The following is a 22992-nucleotide window of genomic DNA, read 5'->3' as shown; positions in this document are numbered from 1 at the left end:
TCATTGTGGCAGACGGGCGGGTGGCCGCGAAGAAAGGGAAGGTCGGTCAAAGTCGTCCGCGGAGCGCCGGCATCGGAGGATCGAGCACCTGTCCGTTCCCGCAGCACGGCGGCGTGTGGATCATTTCCTGCGCCTGCGTCCAGGACCGCCGCACCGCCTCGAAGAGCTTCAGGGACGCCACCCTCGCCACGGGATCGCTGCGCACCCACCGGACCGCGAGCTCGCCGGTGTTGTTGTCTGTGCGCACCACGTCGGCGCGTCCGAGCTCGTCGGGAAACGGCGCCACGGCGCCGACGATCTTCATCCTCACCGTGGCTCCCGCGCGCAGCGGCATGGTCCCGATGCGCGGCGCCGTCGCCCCGAGGATCCGCGCGCCGCCGAGGCTCACGTCCATCATCCGGGCAACGAACGAGTGCGCGCCCTCACGCACCTCGACCAGAACGTCGCAGATCACCCGCTGATGCCGGCGTGTCGCAAGCGCCGAGGAGCCGCGCTCCAGGCGCCTCGCCAGCTTCGTGTCCGGGAACTCGATCCACGCCCCGGTCTGCGAGGCGTCCTTGACGTCCACGCGGCCCAGCACCATCCCGCGCAACGTGCTCAGCTGCTCGCTATTGGCGATGGAGAACTCGACGATCACGCGGTCCCCGCCGATCAACCGCGGCGACGCCTCGCGAAAGAAGAAGACCGTGCGGCCTTCGACGATGCGCAGATGACTCTGCAGCTGTGGCAGGGCGGCGAACCGGACCTTGAGCAGCATGGCCGGTTGCCGTTCCACGGCGCGAGCGTACGGCGCGGGCGGAACGCGTCCAGATTCCGCCCGCTGCGCAACGGCCGGACCCGCGCCTACATCCGGTAGCCGACCACCACCTGGGCGGTGAAGGCGAGCTGCGCCCCCGTGTTCGACAGCGTCACGAACTGCGGGCCGAATTTTAGATTTAAGCCGAGCGTCAGGTTGCGATCGGAGGCGTATTCGGCGGCCAGCCCGAACTGGGGGCCAATCTCGAAAAAGGTGGTGTTCGTCCAGTTGAAGGCCATGGTCACATCGGCGGAAGCAGCCACGCGAACCTCGGGCGTTGCCTGGACGCCGATGGCGCCGCCGACGGGGAAGCGGGTCATGAAGTTGGTCATGCCGTTGCGCGTGTACAGGCGCACGCCGGGATCGACATGCAGCGCGACGGAGACCCGGTTGCTCCTGTTGACCACCAGCCGGAAAGGGACGTCCGCCCCCAGCCCAAAGGCGGTGTCGGTCGTGTTCTCGTACCCGTAGAGGAGATCGAACCGGATGCCGACGTCGCTCCGGTCGGACGTGCCATGCAGGTAGGAGACGCTGACGCCCGGCCATCCCGCCTCGAGCGCGATCGCGTCACGATCGGGACTGACCGTCTCGGCGGTGACGATCGACCAGTGCCCCGGCGCTCCGGCCGGAGCGCCGGTGACGGCGCGAGTGGGTGGGGATGGCTCGTCAGGATCGGCGAGCGCGGCGAAAGCGGTAGTCAGCAGGGCGGCGATCAGCGCGCTGGTGCGCGTCATTCGGTTCCTCCGGTGAAAAGAGCGCGCGCAATCTACCCGTCGTTGCCGCCGGTCGCTACCGGTTCCTCTGTTGCGTTCGCGCGATCAGCCGATACAGTTCGCCGACGCATGCCCGTGTTTCGTTCCGCTGCGCGCGCCGTCGTCGGGCGCATGCGCTTGCTTGCGGCATTCCTGCTGCTGGCCGGATGTCCAATGCCACAGATCGTACAAGGACCGCCCCCCGATCCCGGGGCGCTCTACATCGAGGCAAAGAAGGCCCACGGCGTGCCCGAGACGTTGTCCTGCGACGCGAAGGCGTTCGTGGAGGCGCCGGAAAATGCGGGCCGTTACGCGCTGCACGTCTCGGTCAAGCGCCCCGTTTCCATCCGCATCGAAGCCCTGACGCCGATGGGCGATCCCGCCGCCGTCCTGGTCGCCGATCAGGGTCGCTTCGCGCTGCTCGACTTGCGCAACAACGTCTTCTACCGCGGCCCGGCAACGCCCGAGAACCTCAGCCGGCTGATCCCGGCGCCGCTGCGCGACGAGGAGCTCGTGGCGCTGATCACCGGCGACATCCCCGAGCTTCCCGGCGGGCGGCCCGACACGGCGGCGCGCGACGGAGACGGGTACCGGCTCTCGATGGTTTCCCCGCGACTGCGCCAGGAGGTCATGTTGGGAGGCGATTTGCGCGTGGTCCAGGTGCGCCGGCTGGACGCGGCAGGCGCCCTGCTCTGGTCGGTGGGACTCGACGAGCACGACGATTCCTCGGGCGCGCAGGTGCCGCGGTTGCTGCGCCTTCTGGCCCCGCCGGGAAAGATCAAAGTCGACCTCCGGCTGCGCAATGTCATTGCGAGAAAACCGCCGCCATCCGGCGCTTTTCTGCTCGGCGTTCCCCCCGGGATGAAGGTCGAGGAAGTGCAGTAATCCGCTGATTCCGGGAAGTTGCTGGCACGTCTTTGCATCCACTAGGATGATCGGATGCGGATCCGGATCGGCGACCTGCTCGTCAAGGCAGGCGTGATCACCGAGCTCCAGCTCAAGGCCGCGCTCGCGGAGCAGCAGCAGTGGGGCGGCAAGCTCGGGGACATTCTCGTCCGGATGGAATTCCTCACCGAGGAAGTCCTGGTCCGCGCACTTTCCAAGCAGACGGGGATCGCCCGCGCCGATTTGAGCGGCGACGGCGACAAGTCGGCGCTCGCCACGGTACCTGCGGATACCGCGGAGGAATTCGGGGTCGTTCCCGTGGGCCTCAAGGACCAGGGGAGGACGCTGGTGGTGGCGATGAGCGATCCGCTCAACATCAGCGCGACCGACCACCTCGTCTCGCTCACGGGAGGAAGAAAGATCGAGACGCAGCTGGCCGGCGCCAGCGCCATCCGCAACGCCATCTCGCGCTGGTATCGCGGCGAGGAGCTCCTCGGCGACGAGCAGACGGGCGGCATGAAGATCGTGAACAACGCCGGAAACACCGTCGTCGACATGCCCAGCGCGCGGAAGGTATCGTCGGCAAAGACAAAATCGACACCGGCGCCCACCGCTCCTGCCCGCCAGAGCGCGGTCGAGGTCCTCCGCGGCGTGGAAGAGACGCAGCGCAGGTCGGTGGCCGCGCTGAAGGCAATGGTCGAGCTGCTCATCGAAAAGGGCGTCTTCTCGCGCGACGAATATCTCGCGCGGGTGAAGCGGTAGGACGGGGAACGATGCCGCCGCGCAAGCGACTCGGACAGCTGCTCACCGAACTGGGCGTTATCGACGAGCACCAGCTCCAGAGCGCGCTCGGGCACCAGAAGCAGTGGGGCGGCAAGCTCGGCGGCATCCTCGTGCAGAAGGGTTTCTGCAGCGAGGACGCGGTCGTCGCGGCCTTGACCAAGCATCTGGGGATCCCGAGGGTGAAGCTCGCGGAGGTGAAGATCGACCCGCGTGCCGTCAAGTGCGTCAGCAAGCAGATCGCGGAGAAGCTGCATGTCCTTCCGTACGAGTTGAGCGGTTCGGGGCGCAGCGAAGTGGTGACCGTCGCGATGAGCCATCCGACCGATCTCTCCGCGGTCGACCAGCTCGCGTTCCACACCGGCAAGCGCATCAAGCCGATGCTCGCCGGAGACGGCGAGGTCGTCGCCGCGATCCAGGCGCATTACGGAGCCAGCGACGACAAGAAGGAGCCGACGGACAAGGTGGCGCGCCCCGCTTCAGCTGGCCCGCCCACGGTGACGCCAGGCGCCCCCGCCGGATCCGTCGCCGGGTTTCCGCGCAGGATCGAGCCTCCTGCGGGCTCAGCAGCGCCAGCCGGTGCAGCTTCCGCGCGCGCGGCCCCTTATATCCCGCCGCCCATCCCGGCGGCGAAGCCGCCCGCAGGGCAGAAGCTCGAGGAGATCGAGCCCGACCCGGCGGTGGTGCCGCGTGCTCCACCGCCGCCTGCGCCCGCCGAGCCCGTCGATCTCCCGGAGGTCGACGAAGGCGACTTCGGGCTCGAGCCGATTGCAGCGCATTCGCAATTCGGCGACGCGGTCGCGGGCCAGGAGGAGGTCGCAGGCGACGGGGCGGCTGCGGATGCCGTCGAGGGCCTCGTCTCCGCCAGCGTCGCGCACGCTGGCGCCGCGATGGCGCGCGAGGCGCCGGACTCCCGTGAGCCGAAGGGGTCCGCGGCGGGCAACGGCGGGTGGGGTGACGCCGCGGATCCGGCTCAGGGGCCGAGCGGGTGGACGGGGCCGATCCAGTCGGTCGCCTCGCGGACACCCGGACCAACCGGATGGACCGGCCCGATCGAGTCGGCGGGCTCCGGCGCGTCCGGCTGGACCGGACCCATCGACCTGACGGCCGCCGGTGGCTGGGCGGAACCTGCCGCGCCGGCAGCTTCTCCGGATCCCTGGTCGGCGCCAGCTGCCGAGAGCGGGGATGGCCCGGAGCCGGCGAGCGACGCCGCCTGGGGCGTGCCGGAGTCCGATCAAGTTCGGGAAGCTTTGAGCGAGGCCCTCGCGCTCCCCACCGATGCCATTCTCGGCGCGCTCCAGGAGAGCCCTTCGGAGGCCGCCGCGGCCGAGTCGCAATGGGGCGACGATGCCTCCTCTGTTCCTCCCGTTCCTTCGGAGGAAACGGATCGCGAGGCGGCGAACGACCCGGCGCCGGTCGCCGCCCCGGATGCACAGCCGCACGAAGCGGAAGCGCCGGATGAGTGGGCGTCGAGCGACGATCCTCTGGCGGCCGAGAGCGCGCCGGAGGATCCTCTCGCCGGCCAGGCCGGCTTCGACGATCCGCTCGCCGCCGACGACTCTGCGAATGCGCCGTCGTGGGCCGAGCCGGCGAACGACCCTGATCCGTTCGCTCGGCGCGGCCATTCGACCACGCACGAGTTCGCCAACCCCTCCGCCGAGAACGAGCTCGCGGAGGCGGCCAACGCCGATCCGCAGGATACGTCCGATGCCTTCACCCCGCTCTCCGAGGCAGACCTCGGGACGCTCGCGTCGATCGGGGTGGAGCCGAGCGACGGGATGGGGGCGCTGCGGCTGCTCGCGGCGCTGGTTCGCATCCTGAACCGCGGGCAGCACATCGAGCCCGACGAGCTCCGCGCGGAGATTCACGAGAGCCTCGCCCAGGGCACCATGGCGGCCGCTTCCGTGCCGCCCAATGCCGCGGAAACCGGCGTCTCTGCCTCCGGCGATGATGCCGTCCCGACGGAGACGGCGGAAACGTAGGACCGCCGTCTACCTGCGTCCCCTTGTCTCGTACCCGAGACGGAAGATTACGTTTCCTTCGCTCGGGCCCACTCCCCCTCCCTGGGCCCTCGAGGGCGTGATGGACTTCTCCCTGTCCGGCACGGTCCTGACCCGGGACCTCTTCTCGGCGGATGGTCGGCTGGTCGCATCCCGCGGCGAAATCGTCGATCTGGGCAGGCTGAAAGAGGTAGCAGCGACCGCGCCCCGCAATCTGCGCGAGCGCCCCCTCTTCGAAACCACCTGCGCCCAAAGCATTCTCGAGGCGTTCGAGGTCCCCTCGCTGCAGTACCTCGTGGGCAGCGAGAACGTGCGCGCCCTCGCGGCGGACGTGTTGTCGGAGGTGCGATTCCCGCAGGAAGTGTGGGACGAGATGGAAGCGCTCAAGCGCGACGATCCCGCCCGCTACGAGCATGCCGTCTGGACGGCGGTCGTCTCCGCGCGGCTGTTCCGCAGCGCGCTGGGAACCGCTCCCGGTCTTGCCCGCCTGGTGGGCGGCGCGCTCACGCACGACCTCGGAATGCGGCATGCGGCGCTTCGCCTTCGCTTCAAGCGGGAGTTCCTGACGCGCGCAGAGGCGTTGTCTCTGGAGGATCATCCGCTGCTCGGCGCGCTCCTGCTCGCCAGCGTCCTCGGCGACGCCCCCGCGGTGCACGCAGCGCTGCTTCACCACACCCGCGCTGGATTCGGCTACCCGCGCGTGCAGGGCAAGCCGCCCCTGCGCGGCCTCGACCTCGTTTCCGTGGCCAGCGCCTTCGCAGCGCTCGTGTCGCCCCGTTCCTATCGGGCGCAGCCGTTCAACGCGCGCGGCGCGATCGACCAGCTGCTCGAGGAGGCCGGCGCCGGTCATTTCGACGCGCGCGCCGTCCGGCTGCTAATCCATTGCCTGCGCGGCGGGAGCGGAAGGGCGGCCGAGCTGGTGCTGCCGCGCAAGCCCACCGGCTTCCGGCCTCCCGTGAACCACCACGGCGTCGAGCCGGAAACGCGCGTCTCCGCCTGAGGACTGCGCCGGGCGCTTCTCGTGTTAGTTAGATCGCACGCGCCTGTGGCGCGTTGGTATGGCACAGGAACGCACCGACGAGGAGCTGCTGGCCGCATACCAGCAGGGCGACCCGGAGGCCTTCGAGAGCCTCCTGCGGCGCTATCGCGCCCCGTTGTTCACGTTCCTCTTGCGAATGCTGGGCGACCGGGAAAAGGCTGAGGATCTGGCGCAGGAGACGTTCCTGCGCATCGTCAAGGGCGCTTCCGACTGGGAGCACCGCGCCCGCTTCCAGACGTGGCTCTTCACCATCGCCCGCAATCTGTGCGTGGACCAGTCGCGGCGCGATCGGTTCCGCCGCGCCGACAGCCTCGACGCCGAAGGGAGGGACGGGGAGCCTCCGATGGTCGAGTCGGTGCCGGGCACCGGGATCGATCCCGAGCGGGGTGCCGCCAGCGCGCGGATCCGGCCGCTGCTGCAGGAGGCGCTCTTGTCGCTGCCCGCGGAACAGCGCGAAGTCTTCATCCTTCGCGAGCAGGCAGGAGTGCCATTCCGCGAGATTGCGGAGATGATCGGGGTGAACGAAAACACCGTGAAGAGCCGGATGCGCTATGCCCTGGAGGCCTTGCGCAAGGCGCTCGCGGCCGCGGGCGTAACCGAAGAGGCGGTGACGGAGGAGCCGGTGCCAGGCATCGGACTGGGGAGGGCATGACGCACGCCGAATCCCAGGATCTGCTGCTCGACCTCGCCTACGGCGAGCTGGACGCCGTCCGCGCCGCGGAGGTGGAGCAGCATTTGTCATCGTGTCCGGAGTGCCGCAAGGAGAAGGCGGCGCTGGAGGACGCGCGACGGATGGCCGCGCCGATCCGGGAGCTCGAGCAACCCTCGCCGGGATTCGACGAGCGCATCCTGCGCGCCGCGCGCGCACAGGCGCAGCTCGAGCACGACGGGAACGTCGGACAGGTGATCGAAGTGACGGGCAGCGTGCGGCCGCTCGGCGTCGACGTCGCGCGCATCGATGCGCATGGCCCGGTGAAGGCGCGCTCAGCCGAACGGCCGCGGCCGCGCTGGATCGTCCGGACCGCGGTCGCCGGATCGGTCGCGGCGGCGGCCGCCCTGGCGCTGGTGGTGGGCAACACCCTCGAGACCCGCCGGAACGCCGAGAAGGTTGCAGCGGCTCACAGCAGCGACTTCGAGATCCGCGTGCAACCGGCAGTGCCGCCGGTCGTCGATTCCGCGCTGAGAGACGCGGAAGCGAAGCAGCGGCAAAAGGACGAAATCGAGCCGAGAGGACTTGGTGGCGTCCCCGTTGCGGCGCCAGGGCAGGAGAAGACACACGACGCCGTGGCGCAGATGCCGTCGCTGCGAAAGCGCGGGGGGCCGGGCGCGCGGATGCAGGGCAGCGGCGGAGACGCCGCGGAGTCGCAGGCGAAGGCCGCCGCGAACGCGAAAAAGGAGCGCGCCGTCGACACGGTCGCCCCGGCCGCCAGCGGCGCGCTCGAGGGGAAGCTCTCCGAGCCACCGCCGTCCGCTTCGCCGCCTCGGGCCGCCGAGTCACCGCCAGCGGGTCCTGCGGTCGCGGCGCGGCAGGACGTAGCGCGGTCGCTTGCCGTGGCGAAGGCGCAAGCGCCGATGGCACCGGGCGTCGCCGAAGCTTCGCTCGGGGCTCCCACCGTCGAGGCGAACGCGCAGCAGGCGCGCCATGCCGGAAACTACCTCGCCGCCGCATCGCTCTATCGCGAGGCGGCGGCCATGCGGCAGCGCGGGAACGACTCGAGCACCGCTGCCTGGAACCTCGCCCACGCGGTCGAGTGTCTTTCGGCGGCCGGCCAGTTCGACGAGGCGCGCAAGGTGCGCGACGAGTTGGTCCGCTCGTACCCGTCGGAGACGACCGCGATTTCCGCCGCGGCCCGGGCGCTGCGGCAAGTTGACGTCCCGGCGGCCCGCCCCGCAGCGAGTGACCCGCAGCGCTGAATCGGTCAAATGACCGTCGCGGGGGTTCCGGCGTCCACGTAGCATCGCCGCAACTACTGTGGAGGCGGCGTGCTCTCGGGCAAGAACCCTCTCCTCATTGCGCTCGCTCTCGGCCTGCTCGCGGGCGCCACGGCATGGGGCGCCATCCGTTCGCGGGAACAGAAGGTCCGCGACCGCTGGCAGACCGTCAATGTCCTCTGCGCCAAGGTGGACGTCGCCGAGGGGACCGAGCTGACGGAATCGATGGTCGCTTTCAAGGAGATGCCGGCGACCTTCGTCACCGAATCCTTCATCCGGACGGACGAGCACGGAGCGGTGGAGCGGCACTCCCCCGTCGGGCAGCGCGTGATGGTGCCGTTGAAGGCGGGCGACCCCATCCTGGCCAGCCATTTCGAGTCCGCGCGCGAGACGGACCTGGCGTCGCTGATCACGCCGAAGGGGCGCGCGGTGACCATCGACGTGCAGGAAAAGAATGCGGTCGGGCTCTGGGTTCGTCCCAACGACCACGTCGACGTGATCGGCAGCTTCCGCGATCCACAGACGCAGCAGCTACGGACCATGACGCTGCTGCAGAACGTGGTGGTGCTCGCCACGGGGCGCATCACGGCGAACTCCATGTACGTCGCCGAGGAGGACAAGAGATTCGCAACGGTCACGGTGCTGGCGCTCCCCGAAGAGGCGGAGATGCTCACTCTCGCCCAGGAGCTGGGCACGCTGACCTTGCTGTTGCGCAACCCCGACGACCTCGACTCCCAGGAGAAGCGAAGCGTGGTCGATCAGAAGGTGCTCTTCACGGGTGACCGCGCGAGCGAGCTGCAGCAGAAGCGGTACCGCACCATCCAGATCATCCGCGGGAACCGGAGCGATGCCGTTTCCCCGAGGGAGCCCTGATGGCTTCCGCCGCGGTCTTCCTGCTCGCCTCGGGATCCGTGTTCTTCTTCGCGCTGCTCTCGTTCGACGTATTGGTGAAGGCCTTCCGGCAGTACGAGCTGCGGTACGTCGCTCGGTCCGTGCACGACCTCGGCGCCATGTTCCTGTTCATCGAGCCCGGCCAGGTCGTGCGACTGAACCTCGCGGTCATGCTCCTGCTGGCGGCGTGCGGCGGGTGGCTCGGCGGCCCCTTGTGTGCCGCGCTGGCGGCGTCAGCCGGGTTCTTCGCGCCGGGGCTCGCGATCGCCTCCTATCGCCGAAGACGGATCCGGCGGTTCGAGAGTCAGCTCACCGAAGCGCTGCACCAGATGGCAAACGCGCTTCGGGCCGGTTTGACCTTGCAGCAGGCCATCGACCAGGTGGGACGCGACGCGGCCGCGCCGCTGCGTCACGAGTTCGGCCTCTTCACCCGGGAGGTCAAGCTCGGCACGGCGCTGGATGATGCGCTCGCCGCCATGGCGGGGCGCGTCGGTTCCGAGGACCTGAACCTGGTTGCGACGTCGACGGCCATCGCCCGGCAGCTCGGCGGAAACATGGCGGAGATGTTCGAGGCCATCGCGGCCACCATCCGCGAGCGCTTCCGGCTCGAGGGGAAAATCGCTGCCCTCACCAGCCAAGGGAAGCTGCAGGGAGTGATCGTCGCTTTGCTCCCGCTGGCCGTCGGAGTCTTCCTCGGCTCGTATCGTCCCGACCTCGTCGAGCCGATGTTCGAGAGCGCGTACGGCTATCTGCTCGTCGCCGCCGTCGTGCTCCTCCAGGGAGCAGGCTTTCTCACCATCCGCCGCGTGGTCAGTGTCGACGTATGAGCGCGCCTGCGCCGCAGATCCTGTCGGTCGTCGCTCCGGTGCTCGCCGCCGGGTTCGCGGCCACGGCGTTCCTCGCTGCGTCGCGACTGTACGCACGTTCCCCGGCGCAGCCGGAAAGGCAGCATGCACGGCCGTCCAGCGAACGCGGCGCGCTCGCCATCGTCCGCTCGGCGATCATCGCGCGGCTTGCGGCGCGCAACGAGATCTGGATGCCGCGTTTGCGCCTGGTCCAGCTCGACGGCTGGCTCCGGAAAGCCGGCCGCCCGCTGGAGCTCACCGCGGGCGAGGTCGTGGCGCTGATGGAGATCGCCGCCGTGCTGTTCTTCGCCGGCGGCGTCGCTCTGTCCTGCTGGCTGCGGCTGGGATTTGCCGCCTGGTCATTGGGGCTGGTTGGGGGTGCCGCGTATCCACTGCTCTGGTTGCGCGATCGGATGCGGCTGCGCCAGCGCGCGATCGTGAGGGGATTGCCCTACGGGATCGACCTGCTCACCCTGGCGGTGGAAGCGGGGCTGGACTTCACGGCTGCGCTCGCCAAGGTGGTGGAGAAGGGCCCCAAGGGCCCGCTCGCCGAGGAGTTGTCCGTCGCCATCCGCGAGCTCAGGATGGGCAAGATCCGCGAGGATGCCCTGCGCCAGCTGGCGCGGCGAGTCGATCTGCCTCCGCTCACCTCCTTCGTGCAAGCGCTGGTGCAGGCCGACCGGATGGGAACGCCGCTCGGCAAAGTGCTTCGCGTGCTTTCCACGCAGATGCGCAACGAACGGACGCAGCGCGCCGAGAAGCTGGCCAACGAGGCGCCGGTGAAGCTGGTGCTGCCGCTCGTCTTCTTCATCTTCCCCACCCTCTTCCTCGTCCTCTTCGGACCGATCGGGTACCACGTCTTCTTCGGCGGGAGCTTCTGACGTGTCCTTCGCTCTCACCATCGCGGCGGGAAGCGGGCGCGGGCAGCGGTTCCGCTTCGAGGGAGAATCCGTCAGCATCGGGCGGGCGCCGGACAACGATGTGGTGCTCAACGACGCGGGCGTCTCGAGGACACACGCCCGAATCGAGCGGAAAGCGTCCGGGTGGGTGCTGACCGATCGCGCCTCGGCCAACGGCATCGCGCTGAACGGCGCCGCCGTCGTCACGGCCGCGCCGCTGCGCGAAGGCGATCGAATCGCGGTCGGACCGGTCACCTTCGAGTTCCGTCCCGGTCTGGAACAGATCAGGTGGTGGCATCGCTCGTGGATCGGGACTTCCCGGCCGGCGCGCGCCGGGCTCGTCGCGCTCGCGGTCCTGATCGCGGGGATCGCGGTCGTCTGCGCGACGGAATCCGGCCAGGCGATCCCGATGGAGCAGGGCGACGCGAGATCGAGCGGGTCGCGACAAGCCTCACCTCGGACACCGTCGGGCGATCTGGTGGCGGCCCGCGCCGTGTACGAGCGAGGCAGGCGGAAGCTGGCGGAGCGGCGGGTCGCTCCCCGCAACCTCTACGACGCGTGGGCGGCATTCGTCGCCGCGGCCGGACATCTGAAAGGCGCAACCGGGGCGGGCCCGTTCCGCGACGAGTTGGCCGGCCTCGTCTCGGAGTGCGAGCGAGATCTCCGCCGCGAATGCGAGAGGCTGCTCTTCATCGCCGCCCGGTTCGAGCGGTACGGGCAGCATGACAGGGCGCAGCGGGCCTGGCGCGAGGTGCTGCTCCACTATCCCGGCGACGATCCCGCGGGCTGCCGGCACCGGGCCGAGGAGAGCGTCGTGTCTTCCCAGCCCGACTTTGGCGCCGAGTGATACGGTGAAACGGATGCCGCGTCTCGCCTCTCGCCAGCAACACTGCCCTTCCGCCGTGCGGCCTCCGGCCCCGACGTCGCCCGGAGGACCGTCGCCCGAAGCGCTCGCTGCCGCCGCGGAGAGGTGCGCAAAGGGGAGCGTCGACGCGACGGCGCCCTTCGCTGCCAGACGGACGGCCAACGCACGGCTCCTCGTCACCGCCGGTCCGTCGAAGGGCAGCGAATTCGCCGTCGTCGGGGCGGTCGTCACCGTCGGGCGAGCGGCGCGGAACGCCGTCGTCATCTCCGACATCTCCGTCTCGCGCCAGCACCTCCGCCTGGAGCAGAGGAGCAGAGGCTGGCTGCTCGTCGACAGTGCCTCGGGGAATGGCACGTGCGTCAACGGGCATGTCGTGCGGCGGCGCGGGCTGCGCGACGGTGACGAGATCGCGATTGGAGATACCGCGCTTCGCTTCCTCGAGGCGGGCGGTGTCATCGTCTGGCGGGACACCGCCGAACGGTCGGCACGATCGGTGGCGCGGCGACGCCGCGTTTCCCTTCACGGCGCGATTGCGCTGGCTGTCGTCTTCATCGTCGCTGCCGCGTTCATCCGGCGCCAACGGGCTCTCGACGAGGCCGAAGCGGAGCAGCGACGCAACGGCCTGCACGCCCTCGCGCGGCAAAAGCTCGAAGAGGGGATCGCGCTGCTCAAGGAGGAGCGGCGCCGCGAGGCGAGGGCAGCGCTGATGGTCGCCGCGGAACTGGACGGGTCGGACGCCGAAATCGCGCGCGCTCTACAGTCCTTCGAGACAGATGCTCCGGCTGCGGGACCAGCGGCTGTCATGCCGGAGAACGCCACGACGGTGACCGTGTCCGCGGCACCCGCGAAGCCGTCGCACTTTTCGCGAGGGTCGCAAGTTCCGGCGGTGGCGTCCGCGTCAGAGGCAGCGGGCGTCCCGGAAGGCGACGGCAAGCGCGCCCTCGCCGAGCGACATCTGCTGGCGGCCCGCGAGCTCCGCTCGGAAGAGGATCTGCCGCGCGCAGCCGCCCATCTCCGCGCGGCGCTCGAGAGCGATCCCGAGAACGCGACTGCGCGTCTCGAGATGGAGCGGGTGGTGGAACGGGTCAGGGAAATCTACCTGCGCGCTTACGTGGCCAAGGACGAGGAGCCGGAGGCGGCGCGCAACGGCTTCGCGCGCGTCGCCGGCGCCCTGCCCGCCGGAGACGAACTGGCGGAGAAGGCGGAGCGCTGGCTCGAGAGATTGCACGGGAGGGGGCTGCGGTAATGCCGGAGCGATTGCCCCCGAAACCGGCCACCTCAGCGGGTCAATTCGATCTGTTCGGCAAGCGCGCCAACGGCCCCCGCGTCTATTCCGTCTCCGAGCTGACGCGCGAGCTGAAGGTCATTCTCGAAGGCCGGTTTCCCTCGGTCCTCGTAAAAGGCGAGGTGTCGAACCTGCGCTCCCCCTCCAGCGGCCATCTGTACTTCACGCTCAAGGATGCCGAGGCCTGTCTCGACGCGGTGCTCTTTCGGACCGAGGCGAGGCGGCTTCGATTCACCGTCCAGAACGGACTCTCGATTGTGGCCCGCGGCCGGCTCGCCGTGTACGAGCCGCAGGGCCGCTACCAGCTCGTCTGCGACACCGTCGAGCCGCTCGGAGCGGGCGCGCTGCAGATCGCGTTCGAGCAGCTGAAGGAGCGCCTCCAGAAGGAGGGGCTCTTCGAGGCGGCCCGCAAGAGGAAGCTGCCGTTCCTGCCCCGTCGGGTCGCGGTCGTCACCAGCCCGAGCGGGGCAGCGGTGCACGATTTTCTTCGCGTCCTGCACCGGCGGCATCCGAATCTCGCGGTGCTGATCGTGCCAGCGCGCGTCCAAGGCGAGGGGGCCCCGCAGGAGATCGCGCGCGGGATCGTGCGCGCCGCGAAGCAGCCCCGGGTCGACGTGGTGGTGGTCACCCGCGGCGGCGGCAGCCTCGAGGATCTCTGGGCGTTCAACGAGGAGGTGGTGGCGCGCGCCCTCTGTGGGTGTCCGGTCCCCACGGTGAGCGCGGTCGGCCACGAGATCGACGTCACCATCGCCGATTACTGCGCGGACGTGCGCGCGCCGACACCGACCGCCGCGGCTGAGCTGATCGCGCGCGTGAAAGACGAGCTGGTGGCGGATCTGGCCCAGCGCAAGGCGCGGCTGGGGCGGGCGATGCGCGCGCAGCTGGAGCGGAAGCGGGGACACCTCGACAAGCTTCGCGCCCGCGTCGCCGATCCGCGGCGGCTGATCGGCGATCGAAAGCTGCGCCTCGATCGCGCGCGGCAGCGTCTCGAGGACCTGTTCCACGACCATCTGGCCAGTCGCCAGCAGATGTTGCGGGCGCTGCGCGAGAGGCTGCAGGCGCAGCACCCGCGCGAGAGGCTGCACCGCCTCGAGCGGGAGGTTGCGCGGCTGGAGCAGAAACTGAAGGCGCTGGCCGGCCGCGCGCTGGCGGCGCGGCGGCACCGGTACGGAGGGCTGACCGCGCGCCTGGACGCGCTCTCCCCGCTGAAGGTCCTCGCCCGCGGATACGCAGTGGCGTTCGACGAACGGGGGCGCGCGCTGCTGCAGGCCGCGCAGGTCCGGGCTGGCGAGCGGGTACGCGTCCGGCTGCACGAGGGCGAGCTCTCCGCACAAGTCATCGAGAAGAAGAACGAGTAGAACTGACGCGCACCCGGTGCTAGAGGACTCGCGTGGCCGATGCGACTGCACAACCCGTCTCGGAGAAGTACGAGGAGATCGTCTCGCGCCTCGGCAAGGTGGTGGAGCGCCTGGAAGGGGGCGGGTTGTCGCTGGAGGAATCGATCGCCGCGTTCGAGGAAGGCATCCGCCTCGCCCGGGCCGGCGCAGCGAAGCTGGAGGAGGCGGAGCGCAAGGTGGAGGTGCTTCTGGAGGGGGACCGGACGGCGCCGTTCTCCGGTCAGGAGAAATAAATCGCGCTCCGTGGTTCGCGCGTCAGAGAGAACAGCATGGCAGGGCGGAAGAAGATCATCATCGTCGACGACGACCGCGAGACGCGCGAGATGCTGAAGATGGCGCTCGAGCTCGAGGGCTACGAGGTCTCGCAGGCGGCGAACGGCCTGCGGCTCATCTCCACCCTGCACGTGGACCGGCCCGACCTGATCCTGCTCGACGTGATGATGAGCTGGATCGACGGGTTCGAGCTCTGCCGCGCGGTGAAGAAGAACGACGAGTTCCGTGACATCCCGGTGATCTTCATCTCCGCGAAGAAGACCGCCAACGACATCCGCACCGGCCTTGCCGCTGGCGCTTCCGACTACTTCAGCAAGCCCATCGACATGGAGCGCCTGCTCGCCCGCATCGCCCAGCTCATCGGGCCCGCGAGTCCGGCCACGCCCGAACAGCGGCGATGAAGGTCCGCGCGGACGTGCTGGTGCAGCGGCGCGGACTGGCCGAGTCGCGCAGCCGTGCGCAGGCGTTGATCCTCGCCGGGAGCGTGATCGCCGGCGATCACCGCGTGGAGAAGCCGGGGCACCTCCTCGATGAATTCGTGGAGCTGCGGGTGAAGGAGCAGCTGCGCTACGTGTCGCGGGGCGGCCTCAAGCTGGAGAAGGCGCTCGACCACTTCGCGCTTCCCGTGGAAGGGAGGATCTGCGTCGATCTAGGCGCCTCCACCGGAGGATTCACCGACGTGCTCCTGCAGCGCGGCGCGCTGCGCGTCCATGCGGTGGACGTCGGCTATGGCCAGCTCCACGCGAGGTTGCGCGCGGACGCGCGCGTCGTGCTGCACGAGCGGATCAATGCCCGCGAGCTGAGATTGCCGGAGTCGTGCGCCGCGGCAGTTGCCGATGTCTCGTTCATCTCGCTCAAGCTCGTCCTGCCCGCGCTGGTGGCCGCGCTGCGGCCTTCGGACGCATGGGCGTGCGTGCTGGTGAAGCCGCAGTTCGAAGCGGGCAGGGCGGAGGTAGGCAAAGGTGGCGTGGTCCGCGACCGCGCCGTACATGCCCGTGTCGTTTCCGAGATCGCCGATGAGTTCCGCAAACTTGGGCTTGCGGTGCAGGGATCGATCGAGTCGCCCGTGAAGGGCCCTGCAGGCAATCGCGAGTATCTGGTCGCGGCCGTCCGGGCTTGAGCGCCGGCCGTTGGCGGGCCTCTCCCGCAGGCGGTAAAATCCAGGGTCGCACGCTGCTTTTTCCTCTGGAGTCCGATGCCGTTGGGCCAGACCATCCGGGTCCGCGTCGCCGCTCCGCCCACCGAGGCGCGCCGGCTCTGTACCCGTCTTACGCGCGGCGGCATTCCCGCCGAGTTGGACGACGGCAGCTCGCGCGCCGAGGTGCTGGTCGCCGTCGACCCTGGCACGGATCTGACGCAGTTCCGCGGGCGGGTGGGTTGGCTCGTGGTGCTTGGCACTCCGGGAGCGGCGTACTTCGCTGCCGGCGCCGATGACGTGGTCGTGCCAGGCGAGCCCGAGCTCCTCTTCCGCAGGCTTCGCGCCGTGCTGGAAAGACTGGATCTGGTCTCGCGCGTCGAACGGCTCAACGAGCGCGTGACTGCGCTGGAAGCGGGCCTGGCGGACGCCGCGCACGACGTGCGGAGCCCGCTCCAGGCGGTGATCGGCAATGCGGAGCTGCTCGCGCGTGACAGCTCGCTCACCGCGGCGCAGCGCGCTTGCGCCGCGGCCTGCGCGCGACAGGGGCTGCGCGCGATGCAGCTCGCGGAGCGGATTCTCGAGGCCGCGAAGCAGCGAAGCCGCGACGTGCTCGCCATCGGCGCGGTCGATCTGGGCGGTCTGGTCGAAGCGGCGGTTGCGCAGGCGCAGGCCTTGGCCACGCAGCAGGGCGTGACGCTGACGGCGGTGCCACCCTCGCGGCCGGTGGAGATCCGCGCCGACGGACAGCTCCTCGCCCGCGTCCTCGACAACCTCATCGCCAACGCCATCCGCTTCTCTCCGCGCGGCGGCGTGGTCGAGGCGGAGGCCTGGCGCGCCAGCCCGCGGTTCGTGCGCCTGTCGGTGAAGGATCAGGGCGACGGGATTGCGCCGACGGAATTGCCGAAGCTCATCGCCGGCCTGGGCCCAGGGCGCGGGCTGCGCATCGCCCGCGAAATCGCCGAGCGGCACGGCGGCGAGATCTGGGCAGAGAGCAGCGCCGGGAATGGTTCGCGCTTCTTCATCGAGCTGCCGCTGCATCCGCCGTCGTCGCGACCGAGCGTGCTGCTCGTCTCCGACGACACGCGCTGGCTGCGGGAGGTGTCGCGCACGCTCAAGAGCGCCTGCGACGTTCGTACCGCCAGGGCCTCCGCGGCGCGCATCGGCACCAAGCATACCGACCTGGTCCTGCTCGACCCCGACCAGAAGCCGGGCAAGAAGCTGGAGGCGCTGCGGAGCGAGGCCAAGGGCGCCCAGGTGCCGGTCATCGAGCTGCCGAGCCAGATGGCGGCATCGCGGCTCGCCCGCACGCTTGCGCACCTCGCCGTCTGAATCGCGTTATTGTTCCGGCATGGTGCTCGCGCTGCTTCTGGCGGCTTCCCTTCCCGACTTCACCGGCTACATCGTCGACCAGGCGCATCTGCTCGATGCCAATGCCGTGGCGCACGTCACCGCCGTGGCGAGCCGGCTCGACCACGCCGGGATCGCGCAGATCGCGGTGTGCACGGTGCCCGAGTCCGCGTTGGCGGACGATTCGCTGGAGGACTATGCCGTTGCCCTGTTCAAGAAGTGGGGCCTCGGCCACGGCGTCAAGCGCGATGACGGACTGCTGGTCCTGTTCGTCCCCGGCGCTGCGGGACATCGCAAGATTCGCATCGAGGTCGGATATGGCCTCGAAGGGATCCTCCCGGACGGCAAGGTAGGTCAGATCCGGACGCAGCAAGCGTTTCCGTACATGCGCAACGATGACTACTCGGGCGCCGCCACGCACGTCGTCGACGCGGTGGCGGCCATTCTCGAGAAGGATGCTGGCGCAGGAGGAGACGCGGCGCCCGCGAGGGACGGACCGCGCCGCGGCACCGGAGTCGGCATCCGCGGCTATGCCGGCCCGGCCAATTACGGCGGCCTCGGCATCACCATCCTTTGCATGGCGGGGTTCGCCATCCTGCTCGGTTCCAGTGCCGCGCGGCGCCAGTTCCCGGGGAGGCGCACCCAGCTCGCCGGCGCCGGCCTGGCGGGAGGCTCCGTGCTTTCGCTCCTGGCGATGAACAGCGGCGCCGGCTGGCTGGCGCTGGTGGTCGGGCTGATCGTCAACGCCGTCATCTGGGCATCGATCCGGGCGCACAAATGTCCGCGGGACGGGTCGTGGATGGTGATCGACGAGGACCTAATCGCACCGCCGACGTACTGGAGCCAGGGGCTCGCGCACGTCACGCAGATCTGTACCAATCGGGCATGTGGGTATCGCCGCGAGTACGACAAAGTGCTGCCGCGGAAGCAGGTCACCGTCGTGACCGGCGGCGGGCGCGGGGGCGGATGGGGGGGCGGCGGAGGTGGTGGCTTCTCGGGCGGCGGCGGGGGGCGATCTGGGGGAGGGGGAGCGAGCGGGGAGGTGTAGACAGCGCCCGCGCACGGGAGTGCGCGGTGCTAATACTCCCTCGCCAGATTCTCAAACCGCGTGTGCTCGTGGATGAATGCGAGGTTCGCCGTGCCGATGGGGCCGTTGCGCTGTTTGCCGATGTTGATCTCCGCGACGCCTTTCACGTCCTCCTTGTCCTTCTCGTAGACCTCCTCCCGATAGATGAAGAGGATGGTGTCTGCGTCCTGTTCCAGGCTGCCGCTCTCGCGCAGGTCGCTCATCATCGGTCGCTTGTCGGGGCGTTTTTCCAGGGATCGATTGAGCTGCGACAGCGCGAGGACGGGAATCCTCAGCTCTTTCGCCAGCGATTTCAGGGAGCGCGAGATCTCGGCGATCTGCTGTTCGCGGCTGTCGATGCGCTCGTTGCCCCGCATCAGCTGGAGGTAGTCGACGACGATCATCCGGATGGGCTGCTCGCTGTTCTCGTACCTCGCGAACAACCTCCTGCACTTCGCCCGAAGCTCGAGGGCGGAGATGGCTGGCGAGTCGTCGATGTGGATGTTCGCGTCCGCGAGGACGCCTGCCGCCTGCGCCAGCTTGGCCCAGTCACTTTCGATCAGCTTGCCCGTCCGGATGCGCTGCGAGTCGACGCGTGCCTCGCTGGAGAGCATGCGCATCACCAGCTGTTCCTTCGGCATTTCGAGAGAGAAGACGCCTACACCGCAGCGCTTGTTCTGATACTGCGCATGGCACCCCACGTGGCTCGCGATGTTCAGGCAGAACGCGGTGTTGTGGGTGACGACGAAATCGGACGTGACGTACAAGTGATCGTCGCTATCGACGAAGATGCACTGACAGGGCTTCGTTCCGATCAGCTCGACTGACTCGATGAATCTGCCGACGAATCGATCGGCAGTGGTGTCCCATCGCGCGACATGCTTCTTCGAACTGACTGGAACGATCCCATTCGGGAACCAGAGGCGAACCCGGACGGCCGGTAATCCAACTCGGCGTTCGCCCCGATATTGGTATGAAGTGACCTTCTCGCGTCGCGAGATGATTCCGCCCAGTGAGCGGACGAGCCACACGACGCCATCCGCGAGCCGCTCGGAGGTGACCGTAAACTCAACGGCGCGGCCTCCCGGAACGATGACGTGGCCATCCGTGTCGAGAAGGCCGCGAAGCAGATCGAGCCGCTCAGCGACGCTCGCATGGAGATAGTCGTCGGGAATGAATTTCTCGTCGCTGCTCAATCCGTAGAGCCCATAGTGCTCGAGTGCCAACCGGGTTGTCGAAGCGCGGCGCGGTGACGGACAGGGTTCGGCTGCACGACGTCTTCCTGCGTCTGTCAGGCGTACACCTCGCTTCTGATTTGGCTGCCAGTCCACGAATCCCTTCGCGCGCAGGCTCACCAGCCGGCCGTGAACCACGACCGCACTCGTTGTGCCGGTCGCCTCGCAAAGCTCGGCGAGGCTTGGGCGGTGACCGGCGTCCTCGGCCGCTGCCAGAGCACCGAGGAGACGGTGCATCTTCTCCGTCGGCTCGCCGGATCGCCGCCGCACGCGAGCGGTGATGCCGTTGACGGACACGGAATCCGACTCAGGCAAGTGTGCACGCAACCGGTCGTGCACGTCGGCTTCCGCGCCGTCGAATCGCACGCTGAAATTGCGGAAGCTGCCGTCGCCTAGAAGGAGTCCGAGGAGGTACGGCGGAAGAAGGCGTGGCTGCTGTCGAGTTGCGAACTTGATTGGAGCAACGATAGGGATCCTGTGATTGAGGCGGCCCGGTTCTCCGGCGACGTGGAGCGTGCGGCGAATCTCCGCAAGTGTCTTGACCGATCCTTCGCCGCCTGGTCTGCGGCTCTCCAGCCGGGACGTCGTAAACCACAGGTGCTCATCGCAGCATTCGACAGTGGCGCCGTCGGTGAAGCGGAGGCGAAAGACCTGTTTGTCACCTTGAGGATAGACGCCAAGGACCCGATGGGACTCCCCGTCGGCGCCGATCACCAGAGACCCAGTTTGAATGGTTCCCATCGGAACGTAGCCGGAAGGCGTCAGGACCGGGGCGTTCAGCGGCTGGGCTTTCCCCATGCTGGGCCTCGCCGCGAGGATCACGAGGTCGCCGGGCTGGAAGCCGCTGGTGAGCCGATCGAGGTCGGCGAAGCCCGTGGGGATGCCGGTGATCTCTTCCTGCCGCTCGTAGAGCGCCTCGATGTTCTTGAAGGTGGCGGCGATGATGGGCTTCACGTGCACGAAGCTCACCGCGTTGCGCTGCTCGGTGACGGCGAAGATGCGGCGCTCGCATTCGTCGGCGAACTCGCCGACGTCTCCGTGCTGCTCGTATCCGAGCTGGGCGATGGAGCTGGCCGCCTCGATCAGGCGGCGCGCCAGCGCCTTCTCGTGGACGATCTTCGCGTAGTAGGCGAGGTTCGCCGCGGTGGGGACGATCTTGTCCAGCAGGTCGATGAACTCGTCGCCGCCAACGGCCTCGAACGCGCCCATGGCCGTCAGCTCGTCCTTGACGGTGATGCGGTCGATGGGCTGGCTCTTGCCGAACAGCGCGCTCATCGCCTCGAAGACCTTGCGGTGTCCGTCGCGGTAGAACTCCTCCGCGCGGACGATCTCGACCACCTCGGGGAACGCCTCGGTGTCGAGCAGGATGCCGCCGAGGAGGCTCTTCTCCGCGTCCAGATTGTGAGGCGGCACGCGGCCGTGGGGCAGGGCGACGACGTTGGCGGGAACGCTCACAGGTCCATCCTGCGCATGAGGGTCTGACAGTCCCTCGCCCAAGAAGCCTGTGAAGCGCAATCTTGTTATCCTGTGGATTCCTGTGGAGCGCCTGTGACTGACGACGACCGGCCGCGGCAGAAGAGAAGCTGGCGTGAAATCGACAAGATGCGCGATCGGGGCGGCCCCACCCGCCGCGACCAGCGCGACCGCGACTCGTTCGAGCGCAGCACCGGGTATACGAAGTACAAGACGAACCTCGAGCGTCTGTTCTCCGGCGGGGCGCCGCTTCCCGAGCACCTGCGCGGGAAAGGTGGCGAGGGGACCGAGGAAGGCGACGAGGAGCGCAAGAAGCTCTTCGCCATCGAGGATCCGAAGGCCTTCTATGCCGCCGCGACCGACTATCTGAAGAAGAACGACATGCCCGCCGACCCGCGGCTGCTGGATCGCCTCCTCGGCCATCCGGACGAGGACACGGTGGACAAGGCCCTGTCGCGCCTCGAAGAGATGCACAAGGCGGGGACGCTCAAGGCGCCGCCCGCGCTCCGCAACCGGTTGGCATCGGTGGAGCTCGAGACCGGCGACCCGAAGGTCCGCCGGCGAGCCGCGGAGCTGCGCAAGGCACTGAGATAATCAGAGCGGCAGGATCCCCAGAAATCCCATCAGATCGAACGGCTCTTCCACCGTGCGCGCCGGACCCTGCCCCTTCCAGCTCCGCGCGCGCCCGCAGTTCATGCACGCGCAGATGTCGCGGCCGCCCATCCCCTGGCCGCCCTTGAGCGTCCAGGTCTCCTCCGCGTACTCCTCGCACCGCTCGCAGATCTGCACCCGGTCCGCCATCTTGAAGCCGCGCTCCTTCATCTTCTTCTTCACCAGCGCGGCGTGCTCGAGCCACGGCGGCAGCGGCGGCTTCTTTCCCATCGCCCGAAGGTACCACGTCAGCGCGGCGGCGCCGGCGCCCGCTCCTCGCGGGCGAGAACGAACGCGCCCTTGCCGCGATCGTATGCGTACGTGCTGACGGTGAGCCCCTGGTCGTCCTCGCCTTCGGGCTCCCGGATCCGCACTCGCCCCGGGGCGAGCTCGACCTGCGCCCGGTAGAGGTCGCGCTTGGAGAGGAGGTCCACCAGCTTGCCGGCGCGCACGGTCTTCACGATCACCTCGTCGGCCGTGGCGCCGCACGTCTCGCACGACAGCTCGACCACCAGGTCGGCGACGCCGTCGCCGGTGACGTCGCGAATGTCGACGTAGAGGACGCGCTGGGGCGGTTCCTCGTCGTCTCCGCCGGTGACCCGCTCCCAGAGCGGTTTCCACCGCCGGGGCCGGGTAGGCGTGGCCGGCTCGAGCTTCCAGATCCCGACGTAGTTGCGCTGCGTGACCCACGACGGAGACTGCTCCCCCATCGCTTCCTGCGCCGGCGTCAACGACGTCCCCCAGAGCACGGATCCACCGCACCCGGAAGTTCGGAAACGCCCGCGGATGCAGCGCGCTGAACTCGCCGGAGAGCGGCACCTGCTTGCGTTCGAGGACGACGGCGGTGGCGCGGGAGGGCTGATCGCGCGGCGCCTGCGCCTCCACCGTGGCACGGTGCTCGCCGTCCTCCCACTGCAGGGTGAAGAACTTCTGGTCGCGGTCGCGGCGCAGCTGCTCGAGGAGCGGCGGGCCCCACCCCCGCGTAAGCTGCCACTCCAGGTCCGTCAGCGGGGGCGCGAGCTGCGGGTCGAACAGCAGCCGCAGGGCGGTGAGGTCACCGCCGTTGCGCCCTTCCTCCCAGGCGAGCTGCACGCGCGACAAATTGTCGGGCGCCTTCGGCAGCGCGCATTCCGCATGGCCGGTCGGCGCCGCGAGCGCGGGCGCGCAGTCGGCCAGATCCGGCAGAGCACGGAACTGAGCGAACGGCATGTCCAGGTCGAAGCGGCCGAAGCGCCGCGGCGAGACCTGGGGCGGCGCGGGAGCCGGACGCTGCGCCAGAGGGGCCGGCGGCGCAGTGTCGGCGGGGAGCGGCGTCGTCGCGTCCGGCCGCGCGGAAACGGGTCGCGACGAAGGTCCGGCCACATCGGCGCGCGGCGCCTTGCGATGGGGGGCGGCGTGCAGTGCGCCTGCGAGGCCGGCGATGGCGAGCAGCATCCGCATGAA

At 69.2% G+C, this 22992-nt stretch carries 21 protein-coding genes; 18 read left to right on the top strand and 3 right to left on the bottom strand.

Translation table 11 applies throughout. The features are described 5' to 3' along the window. Positions 1-46 precede the first annotated feature (46 nt). Positions 47-1342, bottom strand: coding sequence for a PilZ domain-containing protein (locus tag E6J58_14845; GenBank protein TMB36214.1), 1296 nt, complete (start codon positions 1340-1342; stop codon positions 47-49). On the opposite strand from E6J58_14845, the gene E6J58_14840 reads away from it, so the two are divergent. From E6J58_14840 to E6J58_14760, 17 genes are all read left to right on the top strand, one after another. Next, the gene (locus tag E6J58_14840; GenBank protein TMB36167.1) at positions 1165-2433 is read left to right on the top strand and encodes a DUF4292 domain-containing protein; all 1269 of its coding nucleotides are present in this window, start codon (positions 1165-1167) and stop codon (positions 2431-2433) included. The genes E6J58_14845 and E6J58_14840 overlap by 178 nt on opposite strands. 54 nt (positions 2434-2487) lie before the next feature. Continuing rightward, positions 2488-3195, top strand: coding sequence for a general secretion pathway protein GspE (locus E6J58_14835; GenBank protein TMB36166.1), 708 nt, complete (start codon positions 2488-2490; stop codon positions 3193-3195). An 11-nt stretch (positions 3196-3206) separates the two neighbouring features. Then, on the top strand, positions 3207-5195 hold the full coding sequence (locus E6J58_14830) for a hypothetical protein (protein TMB36165.1): 1989 nt from the start codon (positions 3207-3209) through the stop codon (positions 5193-5195). 100 nt (positions 5196-5295) lie between these two features. Continuing rightward, complete coding sequence (locus E6J58_14825; protein ID TMB36164.1) at positions 5296-6213, top strand: phosphohydrolase; 918 nt, start codon at positions 5296-5298, stop codon at positions 6211-6213. A gap of 58 nt (positions 6214-6271) precedes the next feature. Next, a complete protein-coding gene (locus tag E6J58_14820) occupies positions 6272-6904 on the top strand; it encodes an RNA polymerase sigma factor (GenBank protein ID TMB36163.1) in 633 nt (210 codons plus the stop codon). Then, positions 6901-8166 (top strand): hypothetical protein, encoded by a 1266-nt coding sequence (locus E6J58_14815; GenBank protein ID TMB36162.1) that lies wholly within the window; start codon positions 6901-6903, stop codon positions 8164-8166. The genes E6J58_14820 and E6J58_14815 overlap by 4 nt, the downstream gene beginning before the upstream one ends. Positions 8167-8235: 69 nt before the next feature. After that, positions 8236-9057: a Flp pilus assembly protein CpaB gene (gene cpaB, locus E6J58_14810; protein TMB36161.1), complete on the top strand. Its 822-nt coding sequence runs from the start codon at positions 8236-8238 to the stop codon at positions 9055-9057. After that, positions 9057-9902, top strand: a complete 846-nt coding sequence (locus E6J58_14805; GenBank protein TMB36160.1) for a secretion system protein F — start codon at positions 9057-9059, stop codon at positions 9900-9902. The genes cpaB and E6J58_14805 overlap by 1 nt, the downstream gene beginning before the upstream one ends. A gap of 209 nt (positions 9903-10111) precedes the next feature. Next, positions 10112-10801, top strand: coding sequence for a type II secretion system F family protein (locus E6J58_14800; protein TMB36213.1), 690 nt, complete (start codon positions 10112-10114; stop codon positions 10799-10801). A 1-nt stretch (position 10802) separates the two neighbouring features. Then, entirely contained in the window at positions 10803-11666 is an 864-nt protein-coding gene (locus E6J58_14795; GenBank protein ID TMB36159.1) for an FHA domain-containing protein, read from the top strand. Further along, positions 11542-12930 (top strand): FHA domain-containing protein, encoded by a 1389-nt coding sequence (locus E6J58_14790; protein TMB36158.1) that lies wholly within the window; start codon positions 11542-11544, stop codon positions 12928-12930. The genes E6J58_14795 and E6J58_14790 overlap by 125 nt, the downstream gene beginning before the upstream one ends. After that, the gene (locus E6J58_14785) at positions 12930-14327 is read left to right on the top strand and encodes an exodeoxyribonuclease VII large subunit (protein ID TMB36157.1); all 1398 of its coding nucleotides are present in this window, start codon (positions 12930-12932) and stop codon (positions 14325-14327) included. The genes E6J58_14790 and E6J58_14785 overlap by 1 nt, the downstream gene beginning before the upstream one ends. A gap of 32 nt (positions 14328-14359) precedes the next feature. After that, positions 14360-14599: an exodeoxyribonuclease VII small subunit gene (gene xseB, locus E6J58_14780; protein TMB36156.1), complete on the top strand. Its 240-nt coding sequence runs from the start codon at positions 14360-14362 to the stop codon at positions 14597-14599. A gap of 36 nt (positions 14600-14635) precedes the next feature. After that, positions 14636-15040, top strand: coding sequence for a response regulator (locus E6J58_14775; protein ID TMB36155.1), 405 nt, complete (start codon positions 14636-14638; stop codon positions 15038-15040). Then, positions 15037-15759, top strand: a complete 723-nt coding sequence (locus E6J58_14770) for a TlyA family RNA methyltransferase (protein TMB36154.1) — start codon at positions 15037-15039, stop codon at positions 15757-15759. Before E6J58_14775 ends, E6J58_14770 begins: the two co-directional genes overlap by 4 nt. Positions 15760-15834: 75 nt before the next feature. Next, a complete protein-coding gene (locus E6J58_14765) occupies positions 15835-17106 on the top strand; it encodes a HAMP domain-containing histidine kinase (protein ID TMB36153.1) in 1272 nt (423 codons plus the stop codon). Beyond that, on the top strand, positions 16781-18172 hold the full coding sequence (locus tag E6J58_14760; protein TMB36212.1) for a hypothetical protein: 1392 nt from the start codon (positions 16781-16783) through the stop codon (positions 18170-18172). Before E6J58_14765 ends, E6J58_14760 begins: the two co-directional genes overlap by 326 nt. A 29-nt stretch (positions 18173-18201) precedes the next feature. On the opposite strand, the gene dnaB is transcribed toward E6J58_14760, so the two are convergent. Then, positions 18202-21321, bottom strand: a complete 3120-nt coding sequence (dnaB, locus tag E6J58_14755) for a replicative DNA helicase (GenBank protein TMB36152.1) — start codon at positions 21319-21321, stop codon at positions 18202-18204. On the opposite strand from dnaB, the gene E6J58_14750 reads away from it, so the two are divergent. Continuing rightward, positions 21280-21492: a hypothetical protein gene (locus E6J58_14750; GenBank protein TMB36151.1), complete on the top strand. Its 213-nt coding sequence runs from the start codon at positions 21280-21282 to the stop codon at positions 21490-21492. The genes dnaB and E6J58_14750 overlap by 42 nt on opposite strands. On the opposite strand, the gene E6J58_14745 is transcribed toward E6J58_14750, so the two are convergent. Then, positions 21493-22989 carry a hypothetical protein gene (locus tag E6J58_14745; GenBank protein ID TMB36150.1) on the bottom strand — a complete coding sequence of 499 codons (1497 nt, stop codon included), beginning with the start codon at positions 22987-22989 and terminating at the stop codon, positions 21493-21495. It lies immediately after the preceding gene. Between the last annotated feature and the right edge of the window lie 3 nt (positions 22990-22992).

It is taken from the genome of Deltaproteobacteria bacterium (assembly GCA_005879535.1).
GTDB lineage: Bacteria > Myxococcota > Myxococcia > Myxococcales > 40CM-4-68-19 > 40CM-4-68-19.
Note: the sequence above shows the minus strand (reverse complement) of the source record. Positions and strands in the feature narration are given on the sequence as shown.

Coding starts and splice junctions, on each gene's coding strand:
- E6J58_14840 (TMB36167.1), top strand. CDS start 1,165: ATGCAGCGCGACGGAGACCCGGTTGCTCCTGTTGACCACCAGCCGGAA.
- E6J58_14845 (TMB36214.1), bottom strand. CDS start 1,342: ATGGCCGGGCGTCAGCGTCTCCTACCTGCATGGCACGTCCGACCGGAG.
- E6J58_14835 (TMB36166.1), top strand. CDS start 2,488: ATGCGGATCCGGATCGGCGACCTGCTCGTCAAGGCAGGCGTGATCACC.
- E6J58_14830 (TMB36165.1), top strand. CDS start 3,207: ATGCCGCCGCGCAAGCGACTCGGACAGCTGCTCACCGAACTGGGCGTT.
- E6J58_14825 (TMB36164.1), top strand. CDS start 5,296: ATGGACTTCTCCCTGTCCGGCACGGTCCTGACCCGGGACCTCTTCTCG.
- E6J58_14820 (TMB36163.1), top strand. CDS start 6,272: ATGGCACAGGAACGCACCGACGAGGAGCTGCTGGCCGCATACCAGCAG.
- E6J58_14815 (TMB36162.1), top strand. CDS start 6,901: ATGACGCACGCCGAATCCCAGGATCTGCTGCTCGACCTCGCCTACGGC.
- E6J58_14805 (TMB36160.1), top strand. CDS start 9,057: ATGGCTTCCGCCGCGGTCTTCCTGCTCGCCTCGGGATCCGTGTTCTTC.
- E6J58_14800 (TMB36213.1), top strand. CDS start 10,112: ATGCCGCGTTTGCGCCTGGTCCAGCTCGACGGCTGGCTCCGGAAAGCC.
- E6J58_14790 (TMB36158.1), top strand. CDS start 11,542: ATGACAGGGCGCAGCGGGCCTGGCGCGAGGTGCTGCTCCACTATCCCG.
- E6J58_14785 (TMB36157.1), top strand. CDS start 12,930: ATGCCGGAGCGATTGCCCCCGAAACCGGCCACCTCAGCGGGTCAATTC.
- E6J58_14775 (TMB36155.1), top strand. CDS start 14,636: ATGGCAGGGCGGAAGAAGATCATCATCGTCGACGACGACCGCGAGACG.
- E6J58_14770 (TMB36154.1), top strand. CDS start 15,037: ATGAAGGTCCGCGCGGACGTGCTGGTGCAGCGGCGCGGACTGGCCGAG.
- E6J58_14765 (TMB36153.1), top strand. CDS start 15,835: ATGCCGTTGGGCCAGACCATCCGGGTCCGCGTCGCCGCTCCGCCCACC.
- E6J58_14760 (TMB36212.1), top strand. CDS start 16,781: ATGGTTCGCGCTTCTTCATCGAGCTGCCGCTGCATCCGCCGTCGTCGC.
- E6J58_14750 (TMB36151.1), top strand. CDS start 21,280: ATGCCCGCCGACCCGCGGCTGCTGGATCGCCTCCTCGGCCATCCGGAC.
- dnaB (TMB36152.1), bottom strand. CDS start 21,321: ATGGCCGAGGAGGCGATCCAGCAGCCGCGGGTCGGCGGGCATGTCGTT.
- E6J58_14745 (TMB36150.1), bottom strand. CDS start 22,989: ATGCGGATGCTGCTCGCCATCGCCGGCCTCGCAGGCGCACTGCACGCC.